The following is an 18,233-nucleotide window of genomic DNA, read 5'->3' as shown; positions in this document are numbered from 1 at the left end:
GCCGTTTTCACTTTAGACACCGACATGAAACGCCTGACCACCATCGCCCTGCTCGTCCTCGCCTCGGCCACCCACGCCCAGACCTTCGACGACAAATTCCGCCAGCTGGACGAACTGCTTCCCACGCCCACCGACACCCGCACCGCGTCCGGCGCGCCTGGCCGCGCGTACTGGCAGCAGCGCGCCGACTACCGCATCCGCGCCACGCTGGACGAAGCGAAGCGCGCCGTCACCGGTTCGGAGACGATCACGTACCACAACAACTCGCCGGACACGCTGGCGTACCTGTGGGTGCAGCTGGACCAGAACATGTTCCGCGCCGATTCCGACAACCGCCGCATCGCCAGTTACCCGTCGCGCGAGGCGTGGCGGTCGGGCGGTACGCCGTTCGAATCGGCCCGCTTCCTCGTCGAGAGCGCGAAGTTCCAGGGCGGCTTCGACATCACCTCCGTGACGGACCGCAACGGCCGCCCGCTGCGCACCACGGTCAACAAGACGATGATGCGCATCGACCTGGCCGAGCCGCTGAAACCCGGCGCACGCGTTGCGTTCGACATCGCGTGGAGCTTCAACGTGCCCGAGACGACCGTGCTCGGACGCCGCATGGGCTTCGAGCGCTTCGACAAGGAAGACAAGAACGACCTGTTCGAGATCGCCCAGTGGTTCCCGCGCATGGCCGCGTACTACGACGCGCACGGCTGGCAGAACAAGCAGTACGTGGGCGACGGCGAGTTCACGCTGGAATTCGGCGACTACGACGTCGAACTGACCGTGCCCGCCGACCATATCGTCGCCGCGACGGGCGAGTTGCAGAACGCCGGCGCCGTGCTGACTGCCACCCAGCGCGACCGCCTCGCGCGGGCGCGCACGGCCGACAAACCCGTCGTCATCGTCACGCAGCAGGAAGCGGCGGCGAACGAGAAGCAAAGGGCCGCGACGACGACGACATGGCGCTTCAAGGCGGCCAACGTGCGCGACTTCGCGTGGGCATCGAGCCGCAAATTCATCTGGGACGCGCAGGGTTTTAAAAAGAACGGGACGAACGTGCTGGCCATGTCGTTCTACCCGAAGGAAGGCAACCCGCTGTGGGAGCAGTACTCCACGCAGGCCATCATCCACACGATCGCCGAGTACAACAGGTACGCGTTCGACTATCCGTACCCCGTCGCGATCTCCGTGAACGGTCCGGTGGGCGGCATGGAATACCCGATGATCTCGTTCAACGGCGGCCGGCCCGTGAAGGACAAGAAAACGGGTGAACTGACATATTCGAAGAACACGAAGTATGGCCTGATCAGCGTGATCATCCACGAGGTGGGCCACAACTACTTCCCAATGATCGTCAACTCGGACGAACGCCAGTGGACGTGGATGGACGAGGGCCTGAACTCGTTCATGCAATTCCTGGCCGAGCAGGCGTGGGAAGAGCACTACCCGTCGCGCCGCGGCGAAGCGCGCAACATCGTCGACTACATGAAGAGCCGCAACCAGGTGCCCGTTATGACGAACTCGGAATCCGTCACGCAGCGCGGCAACAACGCGTACGCGAAGCCCGCGACGGCGCTGAACGTCCTGCGCGAGACGATCCTCGGCCGCGAGCTGTTCGACTTCGCTTTCCGAGAGTATGCGCAGCGCTGGAAATTCAAGCGCCCCACACCGGCCGATTTCTTCCGCACGATGGAAGACGCGTCCGGCACGGACCTCGACTGGTTCTGGCGCGGCTGGTTCTACACGACGGACAACGTCGACGTGAGCGTGGACGGCATCAGCGAATACACGGTCGGCACGAAGGATCCGGAAATCGAAAAGGCGTGGAAGAAGGCACAGCATGACCTTGAACCGATCTCGATCACGGACCAGCGCAACCAGGGCACCCTGCCGCGCCGCGTGGACTCCCGTCCGGAACTGAAGGACTTCTACAACGAGCACGACCAGTTCACCGTCACGAACCGCGACCGCAACACGTACAATGAGGCGCTGGGCGACCTGGAAGACTGGGAAAAGGCGCTGCTCAAGGAAGGCAAACATCTGTACCTCGTCGACTTCGGCAACGTCGGCGGGCTCGTGACGCCGCTCATCCTCGAGATCACGCTCGCGAGCGGCAAGAAATACGTCGAGCGGATTCCGGCCGAAGTGTGGCGCTACAGCCCGAAGAAGATCACGAAGCTGATCGTCACGGATGAACCGATGGTCGCGCTGACGCAGGACCCGTACTGGGAAACGGCGGACACGGACACCAGCAACAACAGCTGGCCACGCAAGGCAGTGCCGTCGCGGCTGGAGCTGTACAAGACCCAGCGTGACAAGGACAACCTGATGAGAGACCTCAACGAGAAATTGAAAAAGGTGGACAAGTGAAGCTGCGCCGCATCCTGGTGCTGCTGTGCGCGTGCGTATGCATCCACGCCTCCGCGCACCGCTTCCACGCCGGCATCACCGACATCAGCTACAACGAGCGCACGGGCAGCACGGAAGTCGTGCACACGTACATGGCGCACGACGTCGAGGCGCTGCTCACGGAACTGTACCAGCGCCAGTTCGACCTGTCCGACCCGGACGACCGGGCCGTGCTGCGCAAGTACGTGGAAAAGCAGTTCTGGCTGGCCGACAAGGACGGCCGCCGCCTGCCCTTGAACTGGGTGGGCTTGACGGTCGACACGGACAGCGTCGTCGTGTTCCAGGAAGCCGTGCGCACACCCGTGTCGAAGATCGAGACGATCCACGACGCCGTGCTGAGCGACTTCCTGCCCGACCAGCAGAACACCGTGAACCTGACGGCGAACGGCAGCGTGCGCACGTTCGGCTTTACCAGCAGCCGCACCGAACTCCCCGTCCGCTGATGCGCAAGATCGCCCTGCTGCTCGCCACGCTGTTCGTGCCTGCCTGCGCATGGGCGGACGATCCCGTGATCCAGCGCGTGCTCGTCGAAGGCGCGCGCACGAGCCAGCTGGGCATCGCGGATGCCGCCAGTGCAGGCACCGTCAACCAGAAGGAACTGGCGATGCGCACCGTGTACCGTCCCGGCGAACTGCTGGAAGCGGCGCCGGGCCTGATCGTCAGCCAGCACAGCGGCGAAGGCAAGGCGAACCAGTTCTTCCTGCGCGGCTTCAACCTGGACCACGGCACGGACCTGGCCACGTACCTGGACGACATGCCCGTCAACCAGCGCAGCCACGCGCACGGCCAGGGCTGGACGGACCTGAACTTCCTGATCCCGGAACTGACGGCGCGCCTGGACTACAAGAAGGGCCCGTACTCGGCACGCGAAGGCGATTTCGCGTCGGCCGGCAGCGCAGCTATCACCTACGCGAACCGCCTCGCGCGCAACGTGGCCACCGTCGGCATCGGCCAGGACGGCCATGCGCGCACGACGCTGGCCGCATCGAAGGAGATCGACGACGGCGTGCTGACGTATGCGCTGGAAGCCCTGCACAACGACGGCCCGTACACGCACCCGAACGATTACCAGAAGCTGAACGGCGTGCTGCGCTACAGCCGCGGCTATGCGAACAACGGGTGGAGCGTGACGGCGATGGCGTACCGGGGCCGCTGGAATGCGACGGACCAGATTCCCGAGCGCGCCGTGGCCGCCGGCCTGCTGGACCGCTTCGACGCGATCGACACGACGGACGGTGGAGAAGCGAAGCGCTTCAGCCTTTCCGGCGTATGGCGCCGCACGGGCCAGGACTCGGCGTCGAAGGTGAGCGCCTACGTCATCCGCAACCAGCTCGACCTGTGGTCCGACTTCACCTACTTCATGAACGACCCGGTGAACGGCGACCAGTTCGCCCAGCCGGACCGGCGCGTGACGGGCGGCGTCAACGCCACGCACAGCTGGCACGTACACCAGGGCGAGACGTCGACGTCGGACATCACCGTCGGCATGGAGGCGCAGAACGACAATGTCTTCAACGGCCTGTATCGCACGGCCGCGCGCAGGACCTTGTCGGTGACGCGTGCGGATCACATCGTCGAGACGAGCCTTGGTGCCTTCATCGAGAACGCCACGCGCTGGACCCCGTGGCTGCGCTCGACCGTGGGCCTGCGTGCGGACGACTACCGCTTCCGCGTGCGCACCAGTGGCGTGGACAGCAGCGATTCGCTGGCCAGCCCGTCCGCCAACGTCGTGTTCGGCCCGTGGCGCCAGACCGAGTTCTACATGAACTATGGTGAGGGCTTCCACAGCAACGATGCGCGCGCCACCTTGACGGCGCCGGGCCTCGTGCGCTCGCGCGGCATGGAGCTAGGCCTGCGCACCGAAGCGATTCCGAAAATGCAATCCGCGATCTCGCTGTACCGCCTGGACTTCGATTCCGAGCTGACCTACGTCGGCGACGAGGGCACGACCGAGGCCGGACCGCCCAGCCGCCGCATCGGCATCGAGTTCTCGAATTACTATAAACCGTATAAATGGTTGTCGGTCGACTTCGATGCCGCCTACGCGCATGCGCGCTCGCGCGGCGTCGCGCCCGGGCAGGACCGCATTCCGGAAGCGATCGAGGGCGTCGCCCAGCTCGCGCTGACGGTGAGCCAGGTCGGGCCGTGGGAAGGCGCGCTGCGCCTGCGGTACTTCGGGCCGCGGCCGCTTGTCGAAGACGACAGCGTGCGCTCGCGCGCCAGCACGACCCTGAACGGCCGCCTCGGCTACCGCGTGAGCCGCGACCTGCGGCTGGAGCTGGAAGGGTTCAATCTCACGAACCGCCGCGCATCGGCCATCGACTACTACTATGCGTCGCAGCTGAAAGGCGAAGCGGCGCCGCGCGAGGACGTGCACTTCCACCCGATCGAAGCGCGTTCGTTCCGGCTGACGCTCGTCAGGAACTGGTGATGGCCGGCACGGCCGCGCACAAAAAGTGCTAGGCTACCGGGATGACAACACCGCAACCACCCTATACCGATCCGGCCCGCATCGCCGATGCGCTGCGCGGCGACGGCTATGCGCTGCTGCGCCCGGCCGACGTGGCGCAGCTGGCCGGCTGTCCGCTCGATGAGCTGAAGGCGCTGGCGCCGAGCTGGGATCGCCTGGAACTCGACAACTACCTGAAGGACGGCGGCCGCTATCGCCGGCGCCGGCATTCCTGCTTCATCGACAGCGGCGACCACCTGACGCAAAGCCCGCACCGCGCGCACTGGCAGCCGGTCGAGTACAACGCCCTGCACGGCGGCATGCACCGCCTGTTCGTACCCGTCGAGCCGTCCACCGTCGAGCAGCCGGCCTGGCCCAAGCTGCTGCGCGCATTGGGCGCCGTGTGCTCGCAAGTCAAAGGCCGGCAAACGTGGTACGTCGAGGCGCATCAGTTCCGCATCGACACCGCCGACGGCATCGGCCGTCCCACGCCGGAAGGCGCGCACCGCGACGGCGTCGATTTCGTCGCCGTCATCCTGATCGGGCGCGAGAACATCAAGGGTGGCGAGACGCGCGTGTTCGAAGCGAACGGCCCGAAAGGCCAGCGCTTCACGATGACGGAACCGTGGACCCTGCTGCTGCTGGACGACGCGGCCGTGATCCACGAATCGACCCCGATCCAGCCCATCGGCCTTGGTGGCAATCGCGGCCACCGCGACACGCTCGTGCTGACCTGGCGCGCCGGCGCCTTCCAGGGCGACGACGCCGAGACGACCGGCGCCTGACGCTTCCCTCCGCGCGGCCGTTCGAGCCGCGCTCCCGACCGAACATTGAAAGGCATGCGGACATCGCATGCATCCAAAAATGTTAGCGTCGAACAAGTTCTGATAAAAAAAAGCCCGCAACCTTGCGGTGCGGGCTGAATCCAGGTTTTCGGAGAAAAACTGGAGGAGACAGGTACAACTATAGACCTAATTTTTGTGCACCGCAATACGGTAGAACTACTATATGTAGAGGGCAGCCTCTAGAGTAGAGGTTCAGGCGGCAACGATACGGAATCCAGGACGTTTTTGCGGCATTGCGGGAAAGACCTGTTCCAGACGCTTGTCGCCTAACATTAAATGTTCTTCCGATATTTGCGCTAACACCGAACGAAAGTCGGTCAAGACGGGCAAATCGCGGCCCTCGTTCAGTTTTGCGTCGCCGACGCCTTCCCAGTCGCCGTACACCTTACCGCCGCGCACTTTCCCGCCCATGACCCACATCACATTGCCGTGACCGTGGTCGGTGCCGCCGTTGCCGTTCTCGCGCGCCGTGCGGCCGAATTCCGACATCACGACGACCACCGTGTCGTCGAACAATGGTCCCAACCGGTCGGCCAATATGGCCAGGCCCTGCCCCAGCGGCGCGAGCCGGTTCGCCAGCTGGCCGGTCGCGGCGCCCTGGTTCGCGTGCGTGTCCCACCCGCCCAGCGCGACGAACGCCAGCTGGATCTTCGGATCGTTGCGCATCAGGCCCGCCAGGCGGGCCGCATCGTCGGGAAAGCCGTTCGGCAGCGGCGCGCCGCGGTCGGCCGCCTGCATCTCGCGGCTCATTTGCCCCTCCTCCAAAGCATCCATGACTTCGCGGTGGGCCGCGCGGCCGTCCGCGTACGCGCGCCCGAAGCGGGGGTGATTCGCATACAGTTCGTCGAACGCGGCCTTCACGGCCGGCCGGTCGAGCAGGTCCGCGCGCGCGGCGGCGGCGACGTTCGGCAGGTTCACGGCTGCGGCCTGGCCGGACAGGATGCGCGGCAGCACGGGGCCGATGCCCAGCAGCCGGCTGGGCGAACGCGGACCGGGCAGCGCGGCCACGAGGCGGTTCATCCAGCCGTCCGGCGTGTTCTTGCGGCCCGGCGTTGCGGATTCCATGTAGTCCTGCGCGTCGAAGTGGGAACGCGTCGCGTCCGGCGAACCGCTGGCATGCACGAACGCGAGCTTGCGCGCGGCCCACAGCGGCTGCAGGCTGGCCAGCGCGGGATGCAGGCCGAAATAGCCGTCCAGGTCCAGCGCCCCGCCCTCCATGCCGGGCGCCGCGAGGCCGATCGTGGGACGCAGGCGCAGGTAGTTCTCGTCGCCGACGGGCGCGACGACGTTCAGGCCGTCGACGGCGCCGCGCAGCATCACTACGATGAGTTTTTTGTTCGCCGGACCGGCGGCCGGCGCGCTCACGGCCCAGGCGCCGCGCCCGACGGGCAGCAGGAGGCCGGCGCCCACCGCGTTGAGGAAGTGCCTGCGTCGCATGGGTCCTCCGATGAAATCAGCGCTGCATGAAATCGGGACTGCCGAGCAGCATGGCGGCCCGCAGGTTGTCCGGATTGCGCTGGACGATGCCCAGCGTGCGCGGTGAGATCGATCCGGCCAGCGTTGCCTGCAGCTGGGCCGGATCGAGGGGCGCCGCCAGCGCCGCGGCGAAGGCGATGCGCCGGGTCAGCGCGTCCGGGTTCAGCCACGCGTCCTGCGTGTTCTTGTACCCGTCCGGCGTCTGGCAGCCGTACAGCGGCATGCCCAACTGACTCATCGTATTCACCAACGGCCCGACATTCGCCACCGGCACGCCGCTCGCCCGCACCGCCGAGACCACGTACTGATAAGGCGTCTTGAACTTCGTCCCGGCGGCAGCAGGCGCCAGGAATTCGCGGCTCGCGAACAGCGTCGCCAGCACGGCGCGGATGTCGCCCTGCGACGCCAGCCACGTGGCCGCCATGCGGTCGACGAGGGCCTGCGGCGGCTCGTCGCTGACGAAGTACTGCGCCAGCTCGCGGCTCACGTGGCGGGCCGTGGCCGGATGCATGGCCAGCACGTCCAGCGCATATTCCCCTTCCTGCTGGCCGGCCGGCGCGATCTCGCGGCCCAGCCACGTCTTGGTGCCGGCATCGTGCCGGCCCGCGTCGAAGCGGAACGTCTCGCCCGTGCGCGCGAGGCGCTTCTGGTCGAACGTCCACCCCGTCAGCATCCGCGCCAGTTCCGTCACGTCGCGCTGCGTGTAGCCGCCGTCCGCGCCGAGCGTGTGCAGCTCCATCAGCTCGCGCGCATAGTTCTCGTTCAGGCCGCGCGCCTTCCCTTTCGCATCCGGGCGCGGCGCCGACGACACGACGTTATCGAGGTAGAACAGCATCGCCGGATGCTTCGCCGTCGCGCCCAGCAGCGCGCGGAAGGAACCCAGCGCGTGCGGGCGGATCGCGTCGCGTTCGTAGCTCGTCACCAGCGCGCGGGCTATGCCCTTGCCTGCAAAAACGTTGAAATGGTTGTACCAGAAGTCGACCATGACTTCTTCCAGCTGGCGCGGGCTCTCCACGGCGCGCAGCAGCCGGGCTTCCGCGGCCTGGCGGCTGGCACGCATCTCCGCCTCGCGCCTGCGTTGTTTCGCACCCTCGTCATCCATCCGCACGTCGCGCCGCAGTTCCAGGAACTCGGCCAGCGACTCGCCCGCGCTGCGATTCACGGTGTCCAGTGCGGCCAGGCGTGCGTTCAGGTCGGACGGCAATGAGATCGTCTCCGGGTGCAACTGCTGGTCGATCCAGCGCTGCACGCCCATGCCCGCCACGCGCTCGACGTCGCCGGGACGCGGGCCATATGCAAGGCGATTCAGCACGTGCAGGGCCCGCGCGTCGGAATCGGCCGCCGACGCGGCACCCGTCGCCATCAGGACGGCGGCCAGCAGGGCAAGTGATGCACGGTGGATGAGGTTGAGCGCCATGTTGGCAGTCATTTAACCGCGAATGGATGAGCGGGAATATCGACGCGACGTTTCAGTGGTAAGGATTTGTAACGGAACATGACGGCCGGGACCATACGGAACAGGCGTCCTCGAGTGTGCTTTGTTACACTGTCGGAGTTTGACTTCTGGTTCCGCCATGTCCTGGATCGTCTTGAAATACCTGATCACCGCCGCCGTCGTCGTCCTGGTGTCGGAAGCTGCCGCGCGCTCCGACCGCCTCGGCGGCCTGATCGCGTCCCTGCCGCTCGTGACCGTGCTGACCCTGATCTGGCTGCACGTCGAGCGCCAGCCCCAGGAAAAGATCGCCAATCACGCCTGGTACACGCTGTGGTACGTGATCCCGACGCTCCCCATGTTCGCCGCCTTCCCCTGGCTGCTGGCCCGCTTCGGCTTCTGGCCGGCGCTGGCCGCGGGGGTCGCGATCACGGTGTCCTGCCTGCTCCTGTTCGCCCTTCTGCTGAAACGCTTCGGCATCCATCTACTTTGAACGCCATGACTCCCGCCCAACTCCGCCGTATGTCCCGGCCCGCCCTCGCCGTGTCCATCGCTGCCATCCTGGCCAGCACCGTGGGCGTCCTCGTCTCCAGCAATGCCGCCGACGACAAGAAGGCGGCGGCCCCGCGTCCCGCGCTGACCGTCACGACGGCAAAGCCGGACCAGGCGCGCATGCCGCTCAGCCTCGCCGCCAACGGCAACGTCGCCGCGTGGCAGGAAGCCGTGATCGGCAGCGAGTCGAACGGTCTTCGTTTGCAGGAGGTGAGGGTCAACGTGGGCGACGTCGTCAAGAAGGGCGAGGTGCTCGCCGTGTTCGATTCGGCGCCGGTCGAAGCGGATGTCGCGCAGGCGAAAGCCGCCGTCCAGGAAGCGGAAGCGAATGCGGCCGCCGCCCGCGCCGATGCGAAGCGGGCGCGCGCCCTGCAAAGCTCGGGCGCGATCAGCGAACAGCAGATCACGCAATACATCACGGCCGAGCGCACGGCCGCCGCGCGCGTGGCCTCCGCCAAGGCGACCCTGGCCCAGCAGCAGCTGCGCCTGAAGTACACGAAGATCGTGGCGCCGGACGCCGGCCTGATTTCCGCGCGCAATGCCACCGTGGGCGCCGTCGCCGGCGTCGGCACGGAGATGTTCCGCATGATCCGCCAGGGCCGCCTGGAATGGCGCGCCGAGGTGACGGCCGCCGAGCTGGCGCGCATCAAGCCGGGCCAGAAGGCCGTCGTGCAGACGGCGGGCGGCAAGGACGTGCAGGGCCGCGTGCGTACGGTCGCGCCGACCGTCGATGCGCAGAGCCGCGTCGCCCTCGTCTACGTCGACCTGCCGCCGGCGCTGTCGGCCAATGCGCCGCTGAAGGCCGGCATGTTCGCCAGCGGCCAGTTCGCGCTGGGCGAGTCGGCCGCGCTGACGGTGCCGCAGCAGGCCGTCGCCGTGCGCGACGGCTTCGCGTACGTCTTCCGCCTGAATACCGACGGCCGCGTGAGCCAGTTGAAAGTCACGACGGGGCGCCGCCTCGGCGACCGCGTCGAGGTGACGGGCGGCCTGCCCGTGGACGCGCTGGTCGTCACGAGCGGCGCCGGCTTCCTCAACGATGGGGATTTGGTACGCAACGTCCAAGGGGGACCACAACCCGCGCCGCTGGCCGCGCGCTGAAGGAAGCACGATGAATTTTTCCGCGCTCTCGATCCGCAACCCGATCCCGGCGATCATGCTGTTCGCCCTGCTCACGTTCGCCGGCGTGCTGGCGTTCAAGGCGAACAAGGTGCAGGACTTCCCGGACATCGAACTGCCCATCGTCACCGTCGTCGCGACGCTCGACGGCGCCGCCCCGGCCCAGCTGGAGACGGAAGTCGCGCGCAAGATCGAGGACTCGGTCGCAACCCTGCAGGGCGTCAAGAACATCTATGCGCGCGTGCTGGACGGCGTGGCCACGATCACCGTCGAGTTCATCCTCGAAAAAGATTTGTCGGACGCCGTCAACGACGTGCGCGACGCCGTCTCGCGCGTGCGCGCGGACCTGCCCGCGGAGATGCGCGACCCGAGCGTGACGAAGACGACGACCGCGGGCCGCGTCGTCCTCACGTTCACGGCGCAGGCGGCCGATGCGCACGGCAAGCCGGCGCTCGACGCGCCCGACCTGAGCTGGTTCGTCGACAACACGGTGTCCAAGCGCCTGCTCAGCGTGCCGGGCGTGGGCGCGGTCAAGCGTGTCGGCGGCGTCTACCGCGAAGTGCGCGTGGAACTCGACGACCAGAAAATGGCCGCGCTGCGCGTGTCGGCACTGGACGTGTCGCGCCTGCTGCGCAACGTGCAGCGCGAGGAACCGGGCGGCCGCGGGGACGTCAGCGGCGCCGAGCAGTCCGTGCGCACCCTGGCGACCGTGCAGACGGCGCAGGAACTGGCGCGCATGGAGATCCCGCTGCCGGACAGCCGCCACGTGCGCCTGAACGAGATCGCGACGGTGTCCGATACGGTCGCGGAGCCGCGCGCCATCGCGGAGCAGGACGGCAAGCCGGTCGTTGCCTTCGAAATCTTCCGCACGCGCGGCGCCGGCGAGATGGACGTCGCGCAAGGCGTCCGCAAGGCCGTCGCCGAGCTGCAGCAAAAGCACGGCAACGTCGTGCTGCGCGAAACGATCGACAACGCGGCGCCCGTCGAGGACAACTTCGACGCGTCGATGGAAATGCTGTACGAAGGCGCCGTGCTGGCGGTGCTCGTCGTGTGGTGGTTCCTGCGCGACTGGCGCGCGACCCTCGTCGCGGCGGCCGCGCTGCCGCTGTCCGTGATCCCCGCCTTCCTCGGCCAGTATTTGTTCGGCTACACGCTGAACATGGTCACCTTGCTGTCGCTGGCGCTCGTCGTCGGCGTGCTCGTGGACGATGCGATCGTCGAGATCGAGAACATCTCGCGCCACCTGCGCATGGGGAAAACGCCGATGCAGGCCGCGCTGGAGGCGGCCGACGAAATCGGCATGGCCGTGATCGCGACGACGTTCTCGCTCGTCGCGGTGTTCCTGCCGACCGCGTTCATGAGCGGCATCCCCGGCAAATTCTTCAAGCAGTTCGGCTGGACGGCCGTGCTGGCGATCCTCGCGTCGCTGCTCGTCGCGCGCCTGCTGACGCCGATGATGGCCGCCTACCTGCTGAAACCGCTGCCGCACGGGGAAGAGCGCGACGGCCCGATCATGCGCCGCTACATGCGCACGATGCAGTGGTGCCTGCGCCACCGCGGCCTGACGATGATCGCGGCCGCGCTGTTCTTCGTCGGCTCGATCTCGCTCGTGCCGCTGCTGCCGACGGGCTTCGTGCCGCCCGCCGACCGCTCGCAGACCCAGATCAACGTCGAGCTGCCGCCCGGCTCCACCTTGGCGGAGACGCGCGCCGTCGCGGAGCGCGTGCGCCAGGTGGCGATGGGCACGCCAAACGTCAAGGGCGTGTTCAGCTCCATCGGCGGCGGTTCCAGCGGCGACGCGTTCGCGCCGGGTGCGGCGGCCGAGGCGCGGCGTGCCGTGCTGACCGTGACGACCGTCGCGCGCACGGACCGCAAGGAAAAGCTCTCGGCCGTCGAAACGGCGCTGCGTGCGCGCCTGGCCGACGTCCCCGGCGCCCGTTTTACCGTCGGCCCGCCCGACACGGGCGTCAAGATGCAGCTCGTGCTGCGCAGCGAAGACCCGGTCGCACTGACAACCGCCGCCCGCCGCGCCGAGCGCGAACTGCGCACCCTGCACGGCGTCGGCAACGTCAGTTCCAGCGCGTCGCTCGTGCGGCCGGAAATCATCGTGCGCCCCGATTTTGCACGCGCGGCGGACCTGGGCGTGACGGCAGCCAGCATCGGCGAGACCGTGCGCGTGGCGACGAGCGGCGACTACGACCAGGTGCTGTCGAAGATGAACGTGTCGGAGCGCCAGGTGCCCATCCGCGTGAAACTGCCGGACACCGTGCGCGCGGACCTGGACGCCATCGGCCGCCTGACGGTGCCCGGCAAGAACGGCCCGGTGCTGCTGGCGAACGTGGCGACCGTCACGATGGAAAGCGGCCCGGCGCAGATCGACCGCCTGAACCGCAGCCGCAACGTGACCCTGGAAGTGGAGCTGAACGGCCGCTCGCTGGGCGAGGTGAACGCGGAAGCACGCGCCCTGCCCGCGCTGAAGGAGCTGCCGCCGAACGTGTCGATCGCGGAACTGGGCGACGCGCAGGAGATGCAGAACCTGTTCGCCAGCTTCGGCCTCGCCATGCTGATCGGCGTGCTGTGCATCTACGGCGTGCTGGTGCTGCTGTTCACGGACTTCCTGCAGCCGGTGACGATCCTCGCGGCGCTGCCGCTGTCGATCGGCGGCGCGTTCGTCGCGCTGCTGCTCACGCATAACGCGTTGTCGATGCCGACGATGATCGGCCTGATCATGCTGATGGGGATCGTGACGAAGAACTCGATCCTGCTCGTCGACTACGCGATCCTCGCACGCAAGGCCGGCATGAACCGCTTCGACGCGCTCGTCGACGCCTGCCACAAGCGTTCGCGCCCCATCGTCATGACGACGATCGCGATGGGCGCCGGCATGCTGCCGCTGGCGCTGGGCCTGTCGGGCGACCCGAGCTTCCGCTCGCCGATGGCGGTCGCCGTGATCGGCGGCCTGATCACGTCCACCTTGCTGAGCCTGCTGGTGGTGCCGGCCGTGTTCACGTACGTCGACGACATCGAGCACTGGTTCGGACGCCAGGCGCAGCGGCTGCGCCGCCATCCGCATCCTCCCGTGCCGAGCCGGGAAACCGTCGTGAAATGAATGCAGGCAAGGTGGCGCCGCGGGCGGCCCCATCGGTCTAGGCTTGCACGATGAAAATCCCAACCCTGCTGGGCGGTGCCATGCTGCTGTGCACCGCCGCCCACGCCGCACCGTCGGCGTGGGACTTCGAATACCGCGGCTTCTACGACTATCACAATCCCGGCGTGCTGCGCACCGACGTGGCCGTCACGGGCAGGATCGTCGGCGAGGACACCGACGCGGACGGCGTCATCCATGAATCCGAGCTGGATTCGCTGTGGATGAACATGCGGCTGTGGTCAGGCGACTTCGCCGGATGCGGCGGCGGGACCGTCGACCATGATTGCCAGCTCGACGTATTTTCTTTCCGCCCCGGCAGCGACGCCCTCGACATCACCGCGAGCTGGCGCGACAACGACGCGACGCAGCTGGCATATCACACGGAAGAGTTCGTGAGCGGCGACCGTTACGTGGCCAGGTCGAGTTACGGGCACGATTATCCGGTGGACGACTATTACTTTTTCGGCGCGGGGACGGCGTTGACCATTACGCCGGTGTCGCCCGTGCCGGAGCCGGGGGCGTGGATGATGCTGGGGGGCGGGCTGGTTGCGCTTGCGGCCCTGAGAAAAGGAAAAGCCGGCGCGTAGCCGGCTTTTGTGTGGACGCGGTCGGCGATCAGTAATCGCGGCTGCGGCCACCCAGCAGCTTGGCCAACACGAAGCCGGCGGCGGCGGCGATAGCGATGGCCGTGCCCGGTTTCTGGCGCACGTACTCGAAGCTGGCTTCCTTCCACTGGCCGTAGGCGTCGGTCAGCTGTTGCTGGCGCTGGCCCAGGTTCAGGGAGGCACCGCTCAGCACGCCCTGCAGCTTGTCCACGCCGGCGTGGGCGCTGGATGCCAGGCGGTCGACGACCGGCTGCACGCTGTTGACGGCTTTGTCGACCAGCGGCTTGGCGGCGTCGGCGGCCTTGTCGATCGACTGGTGCAGCCCCTCGGCGCGGGCATTCACCTGCGCGCCCAGGTCCTTCGAATCGCCGCCCACGCCCGAGCCGGTGGCGGCGCTGGCGCTCTGGCTGTTCTGGCTGCCGCTGCCGCTCGAACCCAGCGAGCTGCCGCTGATGCTCGAGTTGGTGCCGCTGGCGCTGGAGCCCGAGGCGCTCATCGAGCCCATCGAACCCGGACCGGACGACGATGCGCTGCCGGCATTGCTGGTGCCGCCCACGGCGCCGGTGCTGGACGCGGTGGCGCCGCCGGTGCTGCTGCCGGTTGTCGAGCTCTGCTGGTCCTTGCCCTGGTTCTGCTGGCTGCTCTTGTTCAGGCTGCCCGAACCGGTCGTGCTGCCCAGGTTGCCGGAGCCGCCGGCGTTCGGCAGGTTGCTGTCCTTGCCCTGGTTACCGGAACTCGAATCCTTGCCCAGGTTGCCCGAGCCCAGGTTGCTGCCTTTTGCTTCGCTCGACTTCTGATTATCCATGATGAATTCCTCTTGTAAGATTTTGACCAACGCGGGTAGACCGATCTTCTTGACCGTGCATCCGTTCAAAAGTTCGACCGATGTCGGAGCGACACCGGCGCAATGCGGTGTCTCAATAAAAAAAATATAACTTTTAGTCGATCCGGACTGTGCGCTGCATAACAAAGACGCGGGACGGACGAGGAGACAGGACCGGCGCGACGGCCGGTCCAGGGGATCAGGGTGCGGAAGCGCGGGCGTTCGCGACCAGGTCGCGCGCACCGGCAAAGACTTGCGGATAGTCACCGGCGCATTGCGCGCGCTCGGCGGCGATGCGCTGGCGGTTGGCGGCCAGCGTGTCGGCGCCGAGGCGGAAGCCGAACGCCGTTTCGCCGCCGAGAATGCGTTGCAGGATGCGCTCGCCCAAGGTCGACTTGAAGTGGCCGGCTTCCCAGTACCAGCGCGTCGCGGTGCGCGTGTCGCCGGGACCCGGGATGCGTTCGCAGCGCATGCCGGCATAGCCGCTGAAGTCCCACACGTTGACGCGGGCATTCGGATAGCGGGCGCGCACGGCGTCCGCCTCGCGCACGAGCATCTGGCGCCAGTCGTCCAGCGTGGATTGCAGGCCGGCTTCCTCGAACATGGCCATCAGCTGCGCGTGGTACGGGTAGATCACGAGATGCACCTCGGTGCGGTCGCGCGCCATCGTGTCCAGCAGCGTGCGCAGGCGGTCGATACTCTCCGAACGGTTGGTGCCGGCCACGAACAGGTTGTGCGGCTTGCGCATGAGGGTCTTCGCGTTGTCCCCGGCCTTTTGCTGGAAGATCGCGTAGTAACCCTCCTGGCGCGCGAACTGGTTGTAGTTGCGCAGCGGGGTCTGGCCGCGCCCCGTCATGGTCTCCGGATCGGCCGCCTTCTGCAGGCGCACGGTGCGCAGCGCATCGGTCAGCGACTTGATCGAGAACAGCGTGTCGAACCGCCACTGCCACGGCAACGGTCCGCTTGCCGCGGGTGCCGCCGGGGCTTCGTCCGGCTTGACGAGGAAGTCCAGGAACTCGACGCCGATCACGGCCATTGCGGCCGGCGCGGCGCTCTCGCGCAGCTGCACGTACATGCGCTCGGAGGTGGTCAGGCTCGTGCCCGACAGTCCCATGTTGTACGCCGTGCGGCCATGCGCGCTCACCTGCGGGCTGTCCGGATCGAGGCCGACCTCGACGCGCGAATTTCCCAGCAGGATCAGGTCGGGCCGCACGGCCGTGGCCTGCGCCAGCTTGATCTGTTCGCGGTACTGTTCCGGCAGCGGCTTCACGTGGTTCAGTGCCGGGCTGTCGACGAACCCGTACAGGTGGTAGGGGTCGATGACGGCCACGAAGCCCGTCACCAGCAGCACGCCGGCACCGACGACCGTCGCGCACCATGCGGTGAAGCGTTTGTAGGACACCGGGGCTTGCGCCGCGGCGCTTGCCGGCGCCCCCACCAGGACCGGGGCTTCGTCGTCGTAGCGTTGGATCTGTTCCATTGGGCTCCCCCGGACTTAGAACTGGAAATACAGGAATTCGGCGGGACGGCTGAGCGACAGCAGGCTGCCGAGCAGGATCGCCCCGATATAAAGGCTCCAGCGCCGCGACGGCTGCCAGAGCTGCCAGCGGGCGGCCAGGCGCGGCCCGGCCATCGTGCCCAGCGCCGCTTCGTAGCGGCCCATGATCTGCTGGGTATTGGGCAGGCAGAACGCGATGAAGCCGCCGATGACCACCCATTGCCACGTCTCGAGGAAGCGCGAGCCGCCGCCCAGGTAGAACGTCACGCCCCATTGCTCGAGCAGCGTCTTCAGCGGTCCGAGCTGCAGGCCGATCGACGCCGGCAGGCCGACGCCGTCCAGGCCGGCCATGCCGTGCAGGATCGTCATCGCCTTGTCGAAGCTGGTGGCGCGGAAGAATACCCAGGCCACGCACACGGCCGCGAACGTCAGCGCCCAGCTGAAGACGGCCCAGGTGCGGCCGCGCGGCAGGCGCAGCCTGTCCGCCATCGCGTTCCAGCCGTGGTTAATGACGAGGTAGAGGCCATGCAGCGCGCCCCAGATGACGAAATTCATGCCGGCGCCATGCCACAGTCCGCCCAGCAGCATCGTCGTCATCAGGTTGACGTAGCGGCGCACGGGGCCCTTGCGGTTGCCGCCCAGCGGCACGTACAGGTAGTCGCGCAGGAAGCGCGACAGGGTCATGTGCCAGCGGCGCCAGAAATCGATGATGTTGGCGGCCTTGTACGGCGAATCGAAATTCAGCGGCAGGCGGATGCCGAACATCAGCGAGATGCCGATCGCCATGTCGGAATAGCCGGAAAAGTCGAAGTACAGTTGGAACGCGTAGGCCAGCACCCCGCCCCACGCGTTCGCGAGCGAGAAGATGTCCGCCTTGTCGAACAGGAAGTTGGCATGCGGCGCCAGGTTATCCGCGATCAGGACTTTCTTGGCCAGGCCGATCGCGAAGATGCTGAGGCCGACCGCGAAGTTCTGGAACGAAAAGCGGTAGCTGGCCGGCTTGTCGAACTGCGGCATCATTTCCGCGTGGTGCAGCACGGGTCCCGCGATCAGGTGCGGGAAATAGGTAATGAACAGCACGTAGTGCAGGAAGCGCGCTTCCTTGACCTTGCCCTGGTAGGTGTCGACGAGATAGGCGATCTGCGTGAACGTGAAGAAGGAAATACCGATCGGCAGCACGACGTGCAGCAGCGGGATGTCCGCATGGGCCAGCCAGTTCGCGCCCGAGATGAAGAAGTCGGCGTACTTGTAATAGGCGAGCAGGCCCAGGTCGGTGACCAGGGCCGCCGTCAGCCATCGCTTGCGCGCCGGGCCGGCCGCCTGGCCGATGCGTTGCCCCATCCAGTAGTTGAAGACGATGGAGCCCAGCAGCAGCGGAATATAGTAATAGCTCCACCAGCCATAGAACGTCAGCGACGCGAGGGCCAGCCAGCCGGCGGCCTGGACGTGACTCCTGCGCGCCAGCAGGAAGTAACCGATTGCCGTGATGGGCAGGAACAGGAACAGGAAGGTGAAGGAGTTGAAGAGCATGGCGACCGGTCGGGTAAGAAAAACGGCTGGGGCGGCGTCAGGCCGGACGGTCTCATCCTTGGCCATCCCGGCAATATAGCACCGTTTCCTTGTCATAAATACAGGATGAGGCAGGCTGACAACACGGGACGACATCGATAAAAACAGGGCGGAAAGCAAAAAGGGCCTCCCGCTTGGGAGGCCCTTCTCACTGTGTTGGTGCCGCTGACCGGAATCGAACTGGTGACCTTCGCATTACGAATGCGCTGCTCTACCGACTGAGCTACAGCGGCTAAACCGGAACAACCGTTTAACCTGTGTCCGCTTACCTGCCATCAGACTGCTGGCGACCCGAGGTCTCGCGTGCTTCGCTCATCAGGATG

At 66.9% G+C, this 18,233-nt stretch carries 13 protein-coding genes and 1 tRNA gene; 8 read left to right on the top strand and 6 right to left on the bottom strand.

What is annotated here, in order from left to right; translation table 11 throughout:
• Positions 1–24: 24 nt before the first annotated feature.
• From P0M04_RS13815 to P0M04_RS13800, 4 genes are read left to right on the top strand one after another with little or no spacing between them, the layout of a single operon-like run.
• Positions 25–2,358, top strand: a complete 2,334-nt coding sequence (locus tag P0M04_RS13815) for a M1 family metallopeptidase (RefSeq protein ID WP_259449831.1) — start codon at positions 25–27, stop codon at positions 2,356–2,358.
• Positions 2,355–2,840, top strand: coding sequence for a DUF6702 family protein (locus P0M04_RS13810; RefSeq protein ID WP_259449830.1), 486 nt, complete (start codon positions 2,355–2,357; stop codon positions 2,838–2,840). Before P0M04_RS13815 ends, P0M04_RS13810 begins: the two co-directional genes overlap by 4 nt.
• Positions 2,840–4,828 (top strand): TonB-dependent receptor, encoded by a 1,989-nt coding sequence (locus tag P0M04_RS13805; RefSeq protein ID WP_259449829.1) that lies wholly within the window; start codon positions 2,840–2,842, stop codon positions 4,826–4,828. Before P0M04_RS13810 ends, P0M04_RS13805 begins: the two co-directional genes overlap by 1 nt.
• Positions 4,829–4,869: 41 nt before the next feature.
• The gene (locus P0M04_RS13800; protein WP_259449828.1) at positions 4,870–5,631 is read left to right on the top strand and encodes a 2OG-Fe dioxygenase family protein; all 762 of its coding nucleotides are present in this window, start codon (positions 4,870–4,872) and stop codon (positions 5,629–5,631) included.
• Positions 5,632–5,883: 252 nt separating this feature from the next.
• On the opposite strand, the gene P0M04_RS13795 is transcribed toward P0M04_RS13800, so the two are convergent.
• Both P0M04_RS13795 and P0M04_RS13790 read right to left on the bottom strand, forming a co-directional pair.
• Entirely contained in the window at positions 5,884–7,128 is a 1,245-nt protein-coding gene (locus P0M04_RS13795; protein WP_259449827.1) for a DUF1501 domain-containing protein, read from the bottom strand.
• A 16-nt stretch (positions 7,129–7,144) separates the two neighbouring features.
• The gene (locus P0M04_RS13790; RefSeq protein WP_281042414.1) at positions 7,145–8,584 is read right to left on the bottom strand and encodes a DUF1800 domain-containing protein; all 1,440 of its coding nucleotides are present in this window, start codon (positions 8,582–8,584) and stop codon (positions 7,145–7,147) included.
• A gap of 157 nt (positions 8,585–8,741) precedes the next feature.
• Between P0M04_RS13790 and P0M04_RS13785 the strand changes: the two genes are divergently transcribed.
• Genes P0M04_RS13785 through P0M04_RS13770 form a run of 4 tightly spaced genes read left to right on the top strand, consistent with a single transcriptional unit; the run spans position 8,742 to position 14,002 of the window.
• Positions 8,742–9,092, top strand: coding sequence for a DUF3147 family protein (locus P0M04_RS13785; RefSeq protein ID WP_259449825.1), 351 nt, complete (start codon positions 8,742–8,744; stop codon positions 9,090–9,092).
• 29 nt (positions 9,093–9,121) lie between these two features.
• Positions 9,122–10,249, top strand: coding sequence for an efflux RND transporter periplasmic adaptor subunit (locus P0M04_RS13780; protein WP_259449824.1), 1,128 nt, complete (start codon positions 9,122–9,124; stop codon positions 10,247–10,249).
• 10 nt (positions 10,250–10,259) lie between these two features.
• Positions 10,260–13,376, top strand: a complete 3,117-nt coding sequence (locus tag P0M04_RS13775; protein ID WP_259449823.1) for an efflux RND transporter permease subunit — start codon at positions 10,260–10,262, stop codon at positions 13,374–13,376.
• 50 nt (positions 13,377–13,426) lie between these two features.
• Positions 13,427–14,002 (top strand): PEP-CTERM sorting domain-containing protein, encoded by a 576-nt coding sequence (locus P0M04_RS13770; protein ID WP_259449822.1) that lies wholly within the window; start codon positions 13,427–13,429, stop codon positions 14,000–14,002.
• Between the two features lie 28 nt (positions 14,003–14,030).
• Here P0M04_RS13770 and P0M04_RS13765 read toward each other — a convergent pair whose 3' ends face one another.
• The 4 genes from P0M04_RS13765 to P0M04_RS13750 form a co-directional block, all read right to left on the bottom strand.
• Positions 14,031–14,825 (bottom strand): hypothetical protein, encoded by a 795-nt coding sequence (locus P0M04_RS13765; protein ID WP_259449821.1) that lies wholly within the window; start codon positions 14,823–14,825, stop codon positions 14,031–14,033.
• 217 nt (positions 14,826–15,042) lie between these two features.
• The gene (locus P0M04_RS13760; protein ID WP_259449820.1) at positions 15,043–16,323 is read right to left on the bottom strand and encodes a hypothetical protein; all 1,281 of its coding nucleotides are present in this window, start codon (positions 16,321–16,323) and stop codon (positions 15,043–15,045) included.
• 15 nt (positions 16,324–16,338) lie between these two features.
• Entirely contained in the window at positions 16,339–17,871 is a 1,533-nt protein-coding gene (locus P0M04_RS13755; RefSeq protein WP_259449819.1) for an MBOAT family O-acyltransferase, read from the bottom strand.
• A 196-nt stretch (positions 17,872–18,067) separates the two neighbouring features.
• A tRNA-Thr gene (locus tag P0M04_RS13750) sits at positions 18,068–18,143 on the bottom strand.
• Positions 18,144–18,233: the final 90 nt, after the last annotated feature.

This window comes from Telluria mixta, from assembly GCF_029223865.1.
In the GTDB taxonomy this organism is placed as follows: Bacteria; Pseudomonadota; Gammaproteobacteria; order Burkholderiales; family Burkholderiaceae_D; genus Telluria; species Telluria mixta.
Note: the sequence above shows the minus strand (reverse complement) of the source record. Positions and strands in the feature narration are given on the sequence as shown.

Coding starts and splice junctions, on each gene's coding strand:
- P0M04_RS13815 (WP_259449831.1), top strand. CDS start 25: ATGAAACGCCTGACCACCATCGCCCTGCTCGTCCTCGCCTCGGCCACC.
- P0M04_RS13805 (WP_259449829.1), top strand. CDS start 2,840: ATGCGCAAGATCGCCCTGCTGCTCGCCACGCTGTTCGTGCCTGCCTGC.
- P0M04_RS13800 (WP_259449828.1), top strand. CDS start 4,870: ATGACAACACCGCAACCACCCTATACCGATCCGGCCCGCATCGCCGAT.
- P0M04_RS13795 (WP_259449827.1), bottom strand. CDS start 7,128: ATGCGACGCAGGCACTTCCTCAACGCGGTGGGCGCCGGCCTCCTGCTG.
- P0M04_RS13790 (WP_281042414.1), bottom strand. CDS start 8,584: ATGGCGCTCAACCTCATCCACCGTGCATCACTTGCCCTGCTGGCCGCC.
- P0M04_RS13785 (WP_259449825.1), top strand. CDS start 8,742: ATGTCCTGGATCGTCTTGAAATACCTGATCACCGCCGCCGTCGTCGTC.
- P0M04_RS13780 (WP_259449824.1), top strand. CDS start 9,122: ATGTCCCGGCCCGCCCTCGCCGTGTCCATCGCTGCCATCCTGGCCAGC.
- P0M04_RS13775 (WP_259449823.1), top strand. CDS start 10,260: ATGAATTTTTCCGCGCTCTCGATCCGCAACCCGATCCCGGCGATCATG.
- P0M04_RS13770 (WP_259449822.1), top strand. CDS start 13,427: ATGAAAATCCCAACCCTGCTGGGCGGTGCCATGCTGCTGTGCACCGCC.
- P0M04_RS13765 (WP_259449821.1), bottom strand. CDS start 14,825: ATGGATAATCAGAAGTCGAGCGAAGCAAAAGGCAGCAACCTGGGCTCG.
- P0M04_RS13760 (WP_259449820.1), bottom strand. CDS start 16,323: ATGGAACAGATCCAACGCTACGACGACGAAGCCCCGGTCCTGGTGGGG.
- P0M04_RS13755 (WP_259449819.1), bottom strand. CDS start 17,871: ATGCTCTTCAACTCCTTCACCTTCCTGTTCCTGTTCCTGCCCATCACG.